Here is a 14,559-nt window from a genome sequence, read left to right as displayed (position 1 = left end):
TCCCTTTCAGGAAGAGTCTATGCTTCAGTTCATTCTCGATACACTGCTCCGCACCGCGGACCTTGCTCCGATCGCGCTTGGCCTTAGCCTGGTCTACGGGCTGGTGCGGTTCGCCAACGTGGCGCATGTGCAATATGCGATGGTGGGTTCATTCATGACGGCCGCGCTACTGCGGATTGGATGCCCCTTCCTGCTGGCTATCCTGTTGGCCAGCGTGCTGACCGGCGCGATGGCGACGCTGCTGCATCACGGGATCTTTCGTCGCCTGGCGCAGTCCGGGCCGGCAAGCGCCATGATCGGATCGCTGGCCGTATCGATGATCCTGATCGCCCTGATTCTGGGGATCGCCGGATCGTCGCCTGTTAGCTACAACCTGCCGCTCAGCCCAACGCTATCGTTGGCCGACAGTTTCGTCTCTCGTAACCAGCTGTGGACGCTCGGCGTCACGCTGGCACTGCTGGTCGCTTTCGGCGCGCTGCTGTTTTATACCTCGCTCGGGCGCTCCATTCGGGCGCTGGCCAGCAACCGCGATCTGGCTGCCGCGTCGGGCCTGAACGCCGATGCGCTGGTGCATACGGTCAACTTCATCGCCGGTACGCTGGCAGGGCTCGGCGGCTCCATGCTGGCGCTCAACTCCAGCGCCTACGTCAATCAGGGCAGCGATCTGCTGCTGCCGATTCTGGCCGCCGCCATCCTCGGTGGATTGGGTAACCCGCTGGGCGCCGTTTTCGGCGCACTGCTGATTGCGGCCACCGAAACGCTGGTGACTAACCTCGACTTCGGCTGGCTGTTCGGCAGCGAACTGGTGTTCATTCCCGTCACCTACATCAATGCGGCATCGTTCGTCATTCTGCTGCTGGCGCTGCTGCTGCGTCCTTATGGCTTGTTTAACCGGGAGGTGCGCCGTGTCTGAGTTTCTGCTCCATCTGATTAGCATCACCGGCATCTATGCCCTGATCGCGCTCGCGCTGAATATTCAGGCGGGCTATGCCGGACTGCTGAACTTCGGCCATATCGCCTTTGTCGGTATCGGCGCTTATTCCGCCGGGATTGGCGCCCGACTCGGGCTCTCTTTTGTAGAAGCCAGCGCATTCGGCCTGGCGCTTTCCATGCTGATTGGCGCAGGAATGTCAGTGCTGGGCCGCCAGCTGGCGGCGGATTACTGGGGGATCGCCACGCTGGCCGTCGCCGAGATCATCCGTACGATCACTATCAACGAAGACCAGCTGACCGGCGGCGCGCAAGGGCTGGGAAATATCATCCCGTTATGGTCGACCGGTTCAACACAGGGGGACGGGATGGTTTTCGCCGTTGTGATCCTGCTGGCCGTCGCGCTGGTGGCGCTGGTCTCTAATCGGCTGGGTAAAAGCCGCTTCGGCCGGGCGCTGCGCCTGATGCGCGAGCAGCCTCAGTTGGCGACGTGTATGGGCTATCACCTGCAATGGCTGAAATGCCGCACGCTGATGTGCAGCGCGGCGATCGCGGCCGCCGCAGGCATCCTGATGGCCTATTACACCAGCTATGTTAGCCCCGATTACCTTCTGCCCTCCGAAACCTTCCTGATCTGGAGCATGGTGATGATCGGCGGCATCGGCAATGTCGCAGGCGTGCTGTTGGGCGTTCTGGTCGTTGAATGCCTGTACACCTTCATTCCTTTCGCCAAAGACCTGTTCCAAATTGGTTCTGATATCACCGGCGCACTGCGTCTGGGTACAGTCGGCGTTATCCTGCTGGCCTGCCTGCTCTGGCGTTCCGGCGGACTGCTGCCTGAAAAATTAAGGAGAATGCCGTCATGACGCCACTGATGCAGATCGAAAATGTCAGCAAGGCCTTCGGCGGCAACCGCGTGCTGGAGGACGTGAGCGTCACCCTGCATCAAGGGGAGATCCTCGGCTTACTGGGGCCGAACGGGTCAGGAAAAAGTACGCTGCTGAATGCGATTTCGGGGTTCACCCCCATAGACGGCGGCGCCATTCGCGTGGCGGGGAAACGGATTGATAAGCTGCCAACGCACCGCATCATCCGATCCGGCGTCGCACGGACTTTCCAGCTCCCGGCGATGCCGCAAAAGATGACGGTAATGGAAGTCGTGATGGCGGCGGGAACCCGCCACCACGGTTTCTGGAGCAGTCTGCTGTCGCTCCCGGCGACTCGCCGCGCCGAACGGGAAGATAGCGCCAAGGCGCAGGCGCTGATTGACGCGCTGCTGCTGAACCCCGTTCGCGACCTGCCCGCCGCCGCGCTCTCCGGCGGCCAAAAGAAACTGCTGGGCATCGCCTGTGCGCTGATGGGCGATCCGCAGATCCTGATGCTGGACGAGCCGATGGCTGGCGTCCACCCCAACCTGCGACGGGATATTGTCGAGACGCTACGGCGTCTGAATCGCGAAGGGCTGTCGCTGGTGATTATCGAACACGACATGCACTTCATCCGCGAGCTGTGCCAGCGCTGTATCGTGCTGGACCGCGGGCACATCGTCGCCAGCTGCCACCCGGACGAGCTGGCGAATAATCAGCAGGTGTTGGACGCCTATCTGGGCCGCAGCGCCCAGACACAACAGGAGGCTGTATGATTACGCTGCACGATGTGGTGGCTGGCTATACCCCAGGAATCGACATCCTTCAGGGCATCTCCCTCCAAGTGAATAACGCGGAGATCGTTACGCTGCTCGGCCCCAACGGCTGCGGCAAGTCGACCTTGTTAAAATGCATTGCGGGCTATCTGACGCCCCGCAGCGGTCAGATCCTGCTGGACGAACGCGACGTGGGCCGAATCCCGATCCACCGAAAAGTTCGTGAGTGCTCACTTGGCTTTGTGCCTCAGACGGACAACGTATTCAATAACCTGACTATTAAGGAAAATTTGCAAACCGGCGGTCAGTTTCTGCCGGACAGGCAGCGCCGACAACGCATGGAAGAGCTGTGTGAACGCTATCCGTTGCTGCGCAAAAAATGGCGTGCGACGGCGTCGGCGCTTTCCGGCGGAGAGCGCCAGATACTGGCGCTAACGCGTGCCCTGATGCCCCGGCCCGCAACCCTGCTGTTGGATGAGCCTTCCGCCGGACTATCGCCCAAGATGTTGGCGGATGTCTTCGACGCCATACAGTCGATTCGCCGGGAAGAGAACGTGGCGATATTGATGGTGGAACAGAATGCCATGGAAGCTCTGCACATCTCAGACCGGGCCTATGTGCTAGCGCTGGGAAAAGTCGCGCTCACCGGCCAGGCCAATGAGCTGCTGAACGATCCGCGTATGCGTGAGCTGTATCTCGGCGGACGCGCGGCGTAAACCCACGCGCAAGTCACGCCATCAATGCCGCCTGTACGTTTGGGGATTTTTTACCTCCACGAAACCGCGCCGCCTACAGGCCCTGATAATGAAGCGTCGAGTCGCCGCGCCTCGTGTTCCGACCGCGCGCGGCGGCGCTTGCCGTCAGACGCGGTTCACCCACTCCACGACCGCGTTGTCATTATTCCTTTTTCTTATACCCGCCNCCGTCATGGTGCTTCGGCTGCACCATGAAACACCAACAGGGTGAGCCGGGAAATCATGCCATTATTTTTTATTAGCCAAATCATTATGTTGATGGTTGGCATGCAAGTTGCTTTATGGATTCCATGTTGTATACAAGTTGGAATTCATCATGACATCGACACTGGGTTTAACGCTTCAGGCATGGCGACGCTGCTACCAACACGATCCCCGGCGGATCGAAACGCTGCTGGCAGCACACCTCGCGGCGCTGGATAAACAGGATAACGCCTGGCTGTATCTCGCCACTCCGGAACAGCTGCGGCAGCAAATCGAACCGCTGCTGCCGTACTACCAGCGCGATCCCGCATCGCTACCGCTGTTCGGCGTTCCCTTTGCGGTGAAGGACAACATCGACGTCGCGGGCTGGCCGACGACCGCCGCCTGTCCGGCCTCCACGTACACCGCAGAAAACGACGCCGTGGTCGTCGCGCGCTTGAAAGCCGCGGGCGCGGTGGCGATCGGCAAGACCAATCTCGATCAGTACGCCACCGGCCTGGTCGGCACGCGTTCACCGTTCGGCGCGGTGCATAACCCCTTCAATCCCGACTACGTCAGCGGCGGATCCAGCTCCGGTTCGGCGTCAGTGGTGGCTCGCGGGCTGGTCGGCTTCGCGCTCGGCACCGATACCGCCGGGTCCGGACGTGTGCCAGCCGGGTTCAACAATATCGTGGGTCTGAAACCGACTAAGGGCTGGCTCTCCGCCCGCGGCGTCGTACCGGCCTGCCGCCTCAATGACACCGTGTCCGTGTTCGCGCTCACCGTCGAAGACGCTTTTACCGTCTCGACGATCGCGGGCGGTTACGATGCCGACGACGCCTATTCACGCCGCACTCCGCGCTCCGCGCCGGCCGGGATCAAAGCGCAGCCCGATTTTGCCATCCCCGCCGACCCGACCTTTTTCGGCGACCGCCTGGCCGAAGCGGCATGGCACCGCGCGCTGGAACATCTCGCGCAAAGCGGCGCCACGCTACATCCGATCGACTTCACGCCGTTCCATCAGTTGGCAGAACAGCTCTATTCTGGACCGTGGGTGGCCGAACGCACCGCCGCGGTCGGAGAGATGCTGGCCCAGCCGGAAGCGATGGATCCGGTGGTGTACGGCATTATCCACAGCGGTCGGCAATACAGCGCGGTGGAAGCCTATCAGGCTGAGTATTTGCGCGCCGACCTCGCCCGCCGTATTCAACGGGCGCTGGCCCCGTTCGACGCCCTTGTCGTGCCCACCTCCCCGACCATCCGCACGCTGCAGGAAATCACGCAGGAGCCAGTGCGCTATAACTCGCAATTCGGCACCTACACCAACTTTACCAACCTGGCCGATCTCGCCGCGCTGGCGCTGCCGGGCCCGTTTCGTGACGACGGTTTGCCCGCGGGCATCACGCTGATCGCCCCCGCCTGGCACGATCGCGCGCTGGCCGGATTCGGCCTGCGCTGGCAGCAACAACTCGCGCTGCCGCTCGGCGCCACCGGCGAGGCTTACCCCAAAGACCGCGCCACACTGCCGCCGTCGGCCGAACACGTTCGCGTGGCGGTAGTGGGCGCTCACCTCACCGGCATGCCGCTCAACCATCAGCTCACCACGCGTCAGGCGATCCTGATCGAAGAGACGCAAACCGCCGCCGAATACCGCCTGTTCGCCCTGCTTGACGGGCCGGTCAAGAAGCCGGGGCTGCTGCGCGACGCCAACGGCGGCGCCATCGCCGTCGAACTGTGGGATATCCCGCTGGCGCGCTTCGGCGAGTTCGTGGCGGAAATCCCCCCGCCGCTCGGCATCGGCTCGCTAACGCTGGCCGACGGCCGCGTGGTGAAAGGTTTTATTTGTGAACCGGCCGCGCTGGAGCACGCGCTGGAGATTACCGAATTCGGCGGCTGGCGCAGCTGGCTGGCAACGCAGAGGAGCGAATAATCATGTTCAGCACGGTACTTATAGCCAACCGCGGTGAAATCGCCTGCCGCGCCATAAAGACCCTGAAACGTCTGGGCGTGACCAGCGTGGCCGTATACTCCGACGCCGACCGCAACGCCCGGCATGTCAAAGAGGCCGACGTGGCGATCGCGCTCGGCGGCGACAAACCCGCCGATAGCTACCTGCGCATCGACAAAATTCTCGCAGCTGCACGCGAGACCGGCGCAGAAGCCATCTGGCCGGGCTACGGCTTTCTCTCGGAGAGCCTGCCGTTCGCCGCCGCCTGCGAAGAAGCGGGCATCGTCTTCGTCGGCCCGACCGCACGGCAGATCGGCGAATTCGGGCTGAAACACCGCGCGCGTGAGCTGGCGGCGAGCGCCGGCGTCCCAATGACGCCCGGCACGCCGCTGCTGAACTCGCTGGAAGACGCGCTCAGCGCCGCGGACGACATCGGTTATCCGGTGATGCTGAAAAGCACCGCGGGCGGAGGCGGCATCGGCCTGACGCGCTGCGCCGACGCGGAGGCGTTGCGTCAGGCCTGGGAAAGCGTGCGTCGCCTCGGCGAGCAGTTCTTTAGCGATGCTGGCGTATTCCTGGAGCGCTGCATCGACCGCGCGCGCCATGTCGAAGTGCAGATCTTCGGCGACGGCAACGGTCAGGTCGTCGCCCTCGGTGAGCGGGACTGTTCGTTGCAGCGGCGCAATCAGAAGGTGGTGGAAGAGACCCCCGCTCCCCACTTGCCGCAGGCCACGCGCGACGCGCTGCTGAATTCCGCTGTACGGCTCGGCGAACGGGTGAATTACCGCAGCGCCGGGACGGTGGAGTACATCTACGACGCCGAACACGACGCGTTCTACTTCCTTGAAGTGAACACCCGTTTGCAGGTGGAGCATCCGGTGACCGAATGCGTGACCGGCCTCGATCTGGTGGAGTGCATGTTGCGGGTCGCGGCGGGCGACCCGCTCGACTGGGCGCGTATGCGGCAGGCGCCGCACGGGGCCGCGATCGAGGTGCGCCTCTACGCGGAGGACCCGCTGAGAAACTTCCAGCCGAGTCCAGGCGTGCTGACCAGCGTCCATTTTCCCGACGGCGTGCGCATCGATGGCGCGATCGATGCCGGGACAGAGGTCTCCGCCCATTACGACCCAATGATCGCCAAGCTGATCGTGCACGCCGACACGCGCGATGCGGCGCTGGAGAAAATGCAGCAGGCGCTCGCGGCTACGCAGTTGCATGGCATCGCCAGCAACCTTGACTATCTTCGCCAGATTGTCGCGACCTCCGCTTTCCACCGCGGCGACGTGTGGACTCGCTTCCTTGACGGCTTCACCCCGACCGCCAGCATGATTGAAGTGCTGCAACCCGGCACCTTCAGCACCGTGCAGGACTACCCCGGTCGTCTCGGCTACTGGGATATCGGCGTGCCGCCATCCGGCCCGATGGACGATTTCGCCTTCCGCCTCGCCAACCGCATCGTCGGCAACCATGAGGCCGCGGCGGGGCTGGAATTCACCCTGCAGGGCCCGTCGATGCGTTTTCACTGCGACGCGGTGATCGCCCTGACCGGCGCGGATTGCCCGGCGGAACTGGACGGCGCGCCGGTAGCCTACTGGCGGCCCATCGACGTCAGGGCAGGACAGACGCTGACGCTCGGCCGCGCGCAGTCGGGCTGCCGCACCTATCTCGCCGTCCGCAACGGCATCGATGTCCCGGAATATCTCGGCAGCCGTTCCACCTTCGCCCTCGGCCAGTTCGGCGGACACGCGGGCCGCCCCCTGCGCATCGCCGACATGCTGCCGATCTCGCAGCCGCAGCTGGCCGCCTGCGCCACGCCTGCGCCCATCTGCGATCCGCAACCGCTGGATTACGCGCTGGTGCCGCAATACGGCACCGAATGGCGCATCGGCGTGCTGTATGGCCCGCACGGCGCGCCGGACTTTTTCACCCAGGACGCGATCGACGAGTTCTTCGCCAGCGAGTGGCAGGTTCACTACAACTCCAACCGCCTCGGCGTGCGTCTGGTCGGCCCCAAACCCACCTGGACACGCGCCGACGGCGGCGAGGCGGGCTTGCATCCGTCCAACGTGCATGACTGCGAATACGCCATCGGCGCGGTCAACTTTACCGGCGACTTCCCGGTGATCCTGACCCGGGACGGCCCAAGCCTCGGCGGTTTCGTCTGTCCGGTGACCATCGCCAAAGCGGAGCTATGGAAAGTCGGTCAGGTGAAACCGGGCGACCGTATCCTCTTCCATCCCATCGGCATTGAGGAGGCCGTAGCGCTGGAGCAGGCGCAAACGCAAAGCATCAGCACGCTGCGCGCCTGTTCCGCCCCGCACTTTGCGCCGCCCCCGCTGGCGGCGAGCGAAGCGGGTTCCGCCACCCTACTGGCGGCGCTGCCCGCTACGCAAGCGACGCCGGCGGTCGCCTATCGTCAGGCGGGCGACGGCTATGTGCTGGTGGAGTACGGAGACAACGTGCTGGATCTGGCGCTGCGCCTGCGCGTGCATTTGCTGATGAACCAGCTGCGCGAACGCGCGACGCCCGGCATCGAAGAGCTGTCACCCGGCGTGCGCTCGTTACAGGTGCGCTACGACGGCAGGATCCTCAGCCAGCAACGGGTGATCGCCCTGCTACTGGAGCTGGAGGCCGGACTCGGCGACGTCTCGCAGTTGAAGGTGCCATCGCGCATCGTCTGGCTGCCGATGGCCTTTGAAGACAGCGCCACGCTCAGTGCGGTGGACCGCTACCGGGAAACCGTGCGCGCCAGCGCGCCCTGGCTGCCGAACAACGTCGACTTCATTCAACGCATTAACGGGTTGGATAATCGCGACGCCGTTCGCGACGTGCTGTTCGACGCCAGCTACCTGATCCTCGGCCTCGGCGACGTTTATCTCGGCGCGCCCTGCGCGGTGCCGATCGATCCCCGTCATCGCCTGCTGAGTTCCAAATACAGTCCGGCTCGCACCTTCACCCATGAGGGCACCGTCGGCATCGGCGGCATGTACATGTGCATCTACGGCATGGATTCGCCCGGCGGCTATCAGTTGGTCGGTCGCACCCTGCCCATTTGGAACAAATTTCTGAAAAACGATCAGTTCGCCGCCGACGCGCCGTGGCTGCTGCGTTTCTTCGATCAGGTGCGTTTTTATCCGGTGAGCGAAGACGCGCTGACGCAGCTGCGCGACGATTTCCGCGAAGGCCGCGCGCGCATCCGTATTGAAGAGACAGTGTTCGACTTCGCGGCGCATCAGCATTTCCTTGCCGACAACGCCGCATCCATTGCGGCGTTCCGGGAACGGCAGACCGAAGCTTTCACGCGCGAGGTGGCGCTCTGGCAAGAGGAAGAAGCCGATCATGCCGCCGGCCCGGCTTCCGAGGAAATAGCCGAGGAGGATGAGAGCGCTTTCTCGGTCTGCGCCGACGTCAGCGGCAATATCTGGAAAATACAGGTACAGCCGGGCGACGTGGTCGAGGCCGGACAGACGCTCATCATCGTCGAGGCGATGAAGATGGAACTGGCGATCGCCGCTCCCCGCAGCGGCACGGTTAAACGCATTGCCTGCCAGGCGGGCCGTCCGGTGAATCCGGGCGACGTTCTGCTGTGGCTGGAATAAGGAGCGACGATGACTATCCCCACACAACGCGGCAAAGGCCGCCCGGAACCGCTGGCTGAAAAGGTCTATCAAGCGCTGAAGCAGGACATTTTCGAGTTTCGCCTGATGCCCGGCGACCGTTTCAGCGAGAACGAGATCGCCGAACGCATGGCGGTGAGCCGCACCCCGGTGCGTCAGGCCCTGTTCCAACTGGAGCGCGAATGTTATGTCGAGGTGTGGTTCCGCAGCGGCTGGCAGGTCAAGCCCTTCGATTTCGAATATTTCGAGGAGCTGTACGACCTGCGCATCTTGCTGGAGCGCGAGGCGGTGCGCCGCCTGTGCGCGCTGCCGCCAGCGCAATGCGCGAATACGCTCGCCGCGCTGAAAGCCTTCTGGATCGACGAGGCGCGTCAGGAGGACGGCAAGGCGGTTTCGCTGCAGGACGAACGTTTCCACATCACGCTGGTCAGCGCCACCGGCAACCGGGAGATGACGCGCATTCACACCGAGCTGACCGAAAAAATCCGCATCATCCGCCGTCTCGACTTTACGCGCGAAGACCGCATCGATGCCACCTACCGCGAGCACGCCCAGATTTTACAGGCGATTTTCCGGCAACAGACCGAGGAGGCGCAGCACAAGCTGACCACCCACATCGCCGAAAGCAAGGCGGAGGTCAGAAAGATCACCTTGCACCGGTTACAGCAAGCCAGGCTTCACCCCATTAAATAAACGAACACCTATTGAGAGGGTTAGACGATGAAAAGACGTTCGCTGCTTAAGGTTTTCGCACTCTCCGCCACCGTGATCGGCATGGGCCTGTCCTGGGGAGTTCAGGCCGCCGACACCATCAAGGTGGGGATCATGCATTCGCTTTCCGGCACCATGGCGATCTCGGAGACGCCGCTGAAGGACGTGGCGCTGATGACCATTAATGAAATCAACGCCAAAGGCGGTGTGCTGGGCAAGAAGCTGGAGCCGGTGGTGGTCGACCCCGCCTCGAACTGGCCGCTGTTCGCCGAGAAAGCGCGCCAGCTGCTAACGCAGGATAAGGCGGCGGTGGTCTTCGGCTGCTGGACTTCGGTGTCGCGCAAGTCCGTGCTGCCAGTGTTCGAGGAGCTGAACGGCCTGCTGTTCTACCCGGTGCAGTATGAGGGCGAGGAGATGTCGCCGAACGTGTTCTATACTGGCGCCGCGCCGAACCAGCAGGCGATTCCAGCCGTAGAGTACCTGATGAGCGAAGACGGCGGCGGCGCCAAGCGCTTCTTCCTGCTGGGCACGGACTATGTCTATCCGCGCACCACCAACAAAATCCTGCGCGCCTTCCTGCATGCAAAGGGCATTCAGGATAAAGATATTCAGGAAGTCTATACCCCGTTTGGCTACAGCGACTACCAGACCATCGTATCCAACATCAAGAAATTCGCGGCCGGGGGCAAGACCGCCGTGGTCTCCACCATTAACGGCGATTCCAACGTCCCGTTCTATAAAGAACTGGCTAATCAAGGCATTAAGGCGACCGATATCCCCGTAGCGGCGTTCTCAGTCGGCGAAGAGGAACTGCGCGGCATCGACGCCAAACCGCTGGTCGGTCAGTTGGCGGCCTGGAACTATTTCGAGTCCGTCGACAACCCGACCAACGCGAAGTTTGTGGCGGACTACCGCGCCTACGCCAAGGCCCATAACCTGCCGAACGCCAACACCGTCGTGACCAACGACCCGATGGAAGCCACCTACGTCGGCATCCATATGTGGGCGCAAGCCGTCGAGAAAGCCGGCACTACGGACGTGGATAAAGTCCGGGCGGCGATGGCGGGACAGACCTTCGACGCGCCAAGCGGCTTCACCCTGACCATGGACGCGACCAATCACCATCTGCATAAGCCGGTAATGATTGGCGAAGTGGAAGAGAACGGTCAGTTCAACGTGGTGTGGCAGACCGACAAACCGGTTCGCGCCCAGCCGTGGAGCCCCTATATCGCGGGCAACGACCAGAAATCCGACCATCCGGTGAAATCAACGAAGTAAGCGGCACGGCCTTTCTCCCGCTGTCGGAGTCAAGGCCGTTCTCCCGCGCACCCAAACGGGAACACCATCATGAAAATTCACCGCTATTTCTGTGCTCTGCTGTTGCTGCTGCCCTGGCTGGCGCAGGCGGGAGACGGCGCGGAGTTCGCCGCCGCCAGCCGCGCCCAGCAGGCCGCGCTGCTTGAACAGTGGGCCGCCGCGCCGCAGACCGACCGCCTGCCGTTGCTGGAGGCGTTGCGTCGCGAATCCGTGGTCATCGACCAGAACAAACAGCCTTTCAGCCGGCAGGACGACGTCTTCACGCCCCTCGACGACGCGCGGCAGCCGAGCGGCGATACCAAAAAGTTGTTTATGAACAACCGTCTGCGCGTGTTGATCGCAAGCGCGCTCGCCGCACACCAACTGGTCAGCGATGACCCTGCGACCCGCCTGCGTGCCGCGCAGCAGCTGCAAAGCACGGGCGCGGCCGCTCTGCTGCCGGTGATCGAACGGCAGCTCGCCGGCGAAACCGACGACCAAGTGCGAGCCTCGCTGGCATTGGCGGCCGCCAATCTCCAGCTCGCCAGCCCCGATGCCGCGGTACGGCTGCAGGCGGTGAAGCAATTGGGGGAGTCAAGCCATCCCGCCACGCAGGCCCGGCTACAGCGCCTGACGCAGGCCGCCGACGAGCCCGATGCCGCCGTCCGCGACGCCGCCGCGAACAGCCTGCAGCACATCGAGCAGCGCCTGATGTGGGGCGAACTGCTCGGTCAGGCGTTCACCGGCCTGTCGCTCGGTTCTATCCTGCTGCTTGCCGCCCTCGGTCTTGCAATCACCTACGGGCTGCTCGGGGTAATTAACATGGCGCACGGAGAAATGCTGATGCTGGGGGCTTACGCCGCCTGGCTGGTGCAGTCGCTGTTCCAACAGTTCGCGCCTCAGTGGCTGGCCTGGTATCCGCTGCTGGCGCTGCCCGCGGCCTTTTTGATTACGGCAGCGATGGGCATGGCGCTGGAACGCGTCGTCATCCGCCATTTGTACGGCCGACCACTGGAAACGCTGCTCGCCACTTGGGGCATCAGCCTGATGCTGATCCAACTGGTGCGCGCGCTGTTCGGCGCGCAGAATCTGGAAGTCGCCAACCCCGTCTGGCTCTCGGGCGGTCTGCAGGTGTTGCCGAATCTGGTGCTGCCGTTCAACCGCATCGCGGTGATCCTGTTCGTGTTTGCGGTGCTGGGCCTCACCTGGCTGCTGCTGAACAAAACCCGTCTCGGGCTTAATGTGCGCGCGGTGACGCAGAATCGCGCTATGGCGGATTGCTGCGGCGTCCCCACCGGCCGTGTCGATATGCTGGCGTTCGGCCTCGGCTCCGGCATCGCCGGACTCGGCGGCGTGGCGCTGTCGCAGTTGGGCAACGTCGGGCCGGAGCTCGGGCAGGGCTATATCATCGACTCCTTCCTGGTGGTGGTGCTGGGCGGCATCGGCCAGCTGGCCGGCACCGTGGCGGCCGCCTTCGGCCTCGGCATCCTCAACAAAGTGCTGGAGCCGCAGATCGGCGCGGTGCTCGGCAAGATTCTGATCCTGGTGCTGATCGTTCTGTTTATCCAGAAACGTCCGCAGGGTCTGTTCGCCGTGAAAGGGAGGGTGATTGACTAATGAGCATGCCACTGACTTTGACCCTGGCGCGCAAAGCGCCGCGCCTGACCTTCATCCTTGGCATCCTGGCAACGCTGGCGCTGCTGGCCATGCCGTTCTGTGCGCTGCTGCCCGCCGACCATCCGCTGGCGATCTCCACCTATACCCTGACGCTGATCGGCAAAATCCTGTGCTATGCGGTCGTCGCCGTGGCGCTCGACCTGGTGTGGGGCTACGCCGGGCTGCTGTCGCTCGGCCACGGGCTGTTCTTTGCGCTGGGCGGCTACGCCATGGGCATGTACCTGATGCGTCAGGCCGCGGGAGACGATCTGCCGGCGTTTATGTCGTTTCTGTCGTGGAACGAGCTGCCGTGGTTCTGGGCCGGCACGCAGCATTTCGCCTGGGCGCTGTGCCTGATTATGCTGACGCCCGGTCTGCTGGCGCTGGTATTCGGCTTCTTCGCCTTCCGCTCGAAAATCAAAGGCGTCTACTTCTCGATCATGACGCAGGCGCTGACCTACGCCGGGATGCTGCTGTTTTTCCGCAACGAAACCGGCTTCGGCGGCAACAACGGATTTACCGGCTTCACCACCCTGCTCGGCTTTAACGTCAGCGCCACCGGCACCCGCATCGGCCTGTTCGTCGCCNCCGTGCTGTTGCTGCTGACCAGCCTCGGCATCGGCTTCGCGCTGGCGCGCAGCAAATTCGGCCGGGTGCTGACGGCGGTGCGCGACGCGGAAAACCGGCTGATGTTCGTCGGGTACGATCCCCGAGGCTTTAAGCTGTTCGTCTGGACGCTCTCAGCGGTACTGTGCGGGCTGGCGGGCGCGCTGTATGTGCCGCAGGTCGGCATCATCAACCCCAGCGAGATGTCGCCGACCAACTCTATCGAGGCCGCCATCTGGGTGGCGCTCGGCGGTCGCGGCACGCTGATCGGCCCGCTGCTCGGCGCCGGTATCGTCAACGGCGCCAAGAGCTGGTTCACCATGGCGTTTCCCGAATACTGGCTGTTCTTCCTGGGCCTGATGTTTATCCTGGTCACGCTGTTTCTGCCGCGTGGCGTCATTGGCCTGTTACGCGGGAGGCGTGATGACTGAGTCCCTATTTACCCAATCGCTGCCGTCGGATCGCTACCGCGATCAACACGATCCGGTGCTACTACTGGAGAAGATCAATGTCTCGTTCGACGGCTTCCGCGCGCTGACGGACCTGTCGTTGCAGATCGGCATAGGCGAATTGCGCTGCATCATCGGTCCCAATGGCGCGGGGAAAACCACGTTGATGGATGTGATCACCGGCAAAACGCGGCCGGACGCCGGTCAGGCGATCTTCGATCAGCACACCGATCTGACCCGACTGTCGCCGGTGGAGATCGCGCGTTTGGGCATCGGCCGCAAATTTCAGAAACCTACGGTGTTTGAGGCCCTGACGGTGTTCGAAAACCTCGAAATCGCGCTGAAAAACGATAAATCCGTCTGGGCCAGCCTGCGCGCGCGGCTGGACGGCGAACAGCGGGACCGCATTGACGAGACGCTGACGCTGTTGCGGCTCGACGCGGCGCGCGCTCGCAAAGCCGGGTTGCTGTCGCACGGACAAAAACAGTTTCTCGAAATCGGCATGCTGCTGGTGCAGGAGCCGCATCTGCTGCTGCTTGACGAGCCGGCGGCCGGCATGACGGATGCTGAGACCGAGTACACCGCCGAACTGTTTCGCGGTCTGGCGGGCAAGCACTCGTTGATGGTCGTGGAGCACGATATGGGCTTCGTCGAAACCATCGCCGACCGCGTCACCGTGCTGCATCAGGGCCAGGTGCTAGCCGAGGGGTCGTTGCGCGAAGTGCAGGCGGACGATCGGGTTATCGACGTTTATCTGGGGCGCTGA

General features: G+C 63.2%; 11 protein-coding genes. All 11 read left to right on the top strand.

Going from position 1 to position 14,559, the window contains the following annotated elements:
- Positions 1 to 19 precede the first annotated feature (19 nt).
- Entirely contained in the window at positions 20 to 913 is an 894-nt protein-coding gene (locus SB13_RS06205; protein ID WP_026739527.1) for a branched-chain amino acid ABC transporter permease, read from the top strand.
- A complete protein-coding gene (locus SB13_RS06200; protein ID WP_026739526.1) occupies positions 906 to 1,796 on the top strand; it encodes a branched-chain amino acid ABC transporter permease in 891 nt (296 codons plus the stop codon). The genes SB13_RS06205 and SB13_RS06200 overlap by 8 nt, the downstream gene beginning before the upstream one ends.
- On the top strand, positions 1,793 to 2,572 hold the full coding sequence (locus SB13_RS06195; RefSeq protein ID WP_026739525.1) for an ABC transporter ATP-binding protein: 780 nt from the start codon (positions 1,793 to 1,795) through the stop codon (positions 2,570 to 2,572). The genes SB13_RS06200 and SB13_RS06195 overlap by 4 nt, the downstream gene beginning before the upstream one ends.
- Positions 2,569 to 3,288 (top strand): ABC transporter ATP-binding protein, encoded by a 720-nt coding sequence (locus SB13_RS06190; protein ID WP_026739524.1) that lies wholly within the window; start codon positions 2,569 to 2,571, stop codon positions 3,286 to 3,288. The genes SB13_RS06195 and SB13_RS06190 overlap by 4 nt, the downstream gene beginning before the upstream one ends.
- Positions 3,289 to 3,643: 355 nt before the next feature.
- A complete protein-coding gene (gene atzF / locus SB13_RS06185; RefSeq protein WP_026739523.1) occupies positions 3,644 to 5,440 on the top strand; it encodes an allophanate hydrolase in 1,797 nt (598 codons plus the stop codon).
- A gap of 2 nt (positions 5,441 to 5,442) precedes the next feature.
- Positions 5,443 to 9,057, top strand: a complete 3,615-nt coding sequence (uca, locus tag SB13_RS06180) for an urea carboxylase (protein ID WP_026739522.1) — start codon at positions 5,443 to 5,445, stop codon at positions 9,055 to 9,057.
- A gap of 9 nt (positions 9,058 to 9,066) precedes the next feature.
- Positions 9,067 to 9,768, top strand: a complete 702-nt coding sequence (locus SB13_RS06175) for a GntR family transcriptional regulator (protein WP_026739521.1) — start codon at positions 9,067 to 9,069, stop codon at positions 9,766 to 9,768.
- A gap of 27 nt (positions 9,769 to 9,795) precedes the next feature.
- A complete protein-coding gene (urtA, locus tag SB13_RS06170) occupies positions 9,796 to 11,064 on the top strand; it encodes an urea ABC transporter substrate-binding protein (protein ID WP_026739520.1) in 1,269 nt (422 codons plus the stop codon).
- 69 nt (positions 11,065 to 11,133) lie between these two features.
- Positions 11,134 to 12,699 carry an urea ABC transporter permease subunit UrtB gene (gene urtB, locus SB13_RS06165; protein WP_026739519.1) on the top strand — a complete coding sequence of 522 codons (1,566 nt, stop codon included), beginning with the start codon at positions 11,134 to 11,136 and terminating at the stop codon, positions 12,697 to 12,699.
- Complete coding sequence (urtC, locus tag SB13_RS06160; protein ID WP_026739518.1) at positions 12,699 to 13,775, top strand: urea ABC transporter permease subunit UrtC; 1,077 nt, start codon at positions 12,699 to 12,701, stop codon at positions 13,773 to 13,775. Before urtB ends, urtC begins: the two co-directional genes overlap by 1 nt.
- Entirely contained in the window at positions 13,768 to 14,559 is a 792-nt protein-coding gene (gene urtD / locus SB13_RS06155) for an urea ABC transporter ATP-binding protein UrtD (RefSeq protein ID WP_026739517.1), read from the top strand. Before urtC ends, urtD begins: the two co-directional genes overlap by 8 nt.

The organism is Lonsdalea quercina subsp. quercina, assembly GCF_000688695.1.
Taxonomy (GTDB): domain Bacteria; phylum Pseudomonadota; class Gammaproteobacteria; order Enterobacterales; family Enterobacteriaceae; genus Lonsdalea; species Lonsdalea quercina_D.
Note: the sequence above shows the minus strand (reverse complement) of the source record. Positions and strands in the feature narration are given on the sequence as shown.

Coding starts and splice junctions, on each gene's coding strand:
- SB13_RS06205 (WP_026739527.1), top strand. CDS start 20: ATGCTTCAGTTCATTCTCGATACACTGCTCCGCACCGCGGACCTTGCT.
- SB13_RS06175 (WP_026739521.1), top strand. CDS start 9,067: ATGACTATCCCCACACAACGCGGCAAAGGCCGCCCGGAACCGCTGGCT.
- uca (WP_026739522.1), top strand. CDS start 5,443: ATGTTCAGCACGGTACTTATAGCCAACCGCGGTGAAATCGCCTGCCGC.
- SB13_RS06190 (WP_026739524.1), top strand. CDS start 2,569: ATGATTACGCTGCACGATGTGGTGGCTGGCTATACCCCAGGAATCGAC.
- atzF (WP_026739523.1), top strand. CDS start 3,644: ATGACATCGACACTGGGTTTAACGCTTCAGGCATGGCGACGCTGCTAC.
- SB13_RS06195 (WP_026739525.1), top strand. CDS start 1,793: ATGACGCCACTGATGCAGATCGAAAATGTCAGCAAGGCCTTCGGCGGC.
- urtD (WP_026739517.1), top strand. CDS start 13,768: ATGACTGAGTCCCTATTTACCCAATCGCTGCCGTCGGATCGCTACCGC.
- urtB (WP_026739519.1), top strand. CDS start 11,134: ATGAAAATTCACCGCTATTTCTGTGCTCTGCTGTTGCTGCTGCCCTGG.
- urtA (WP_026739520.1), top strand. CDS start 9,796: ATGAAAAGACGTTCGCTGCTTAAGGTTTTCGCACTCTCCGCCACCGTG.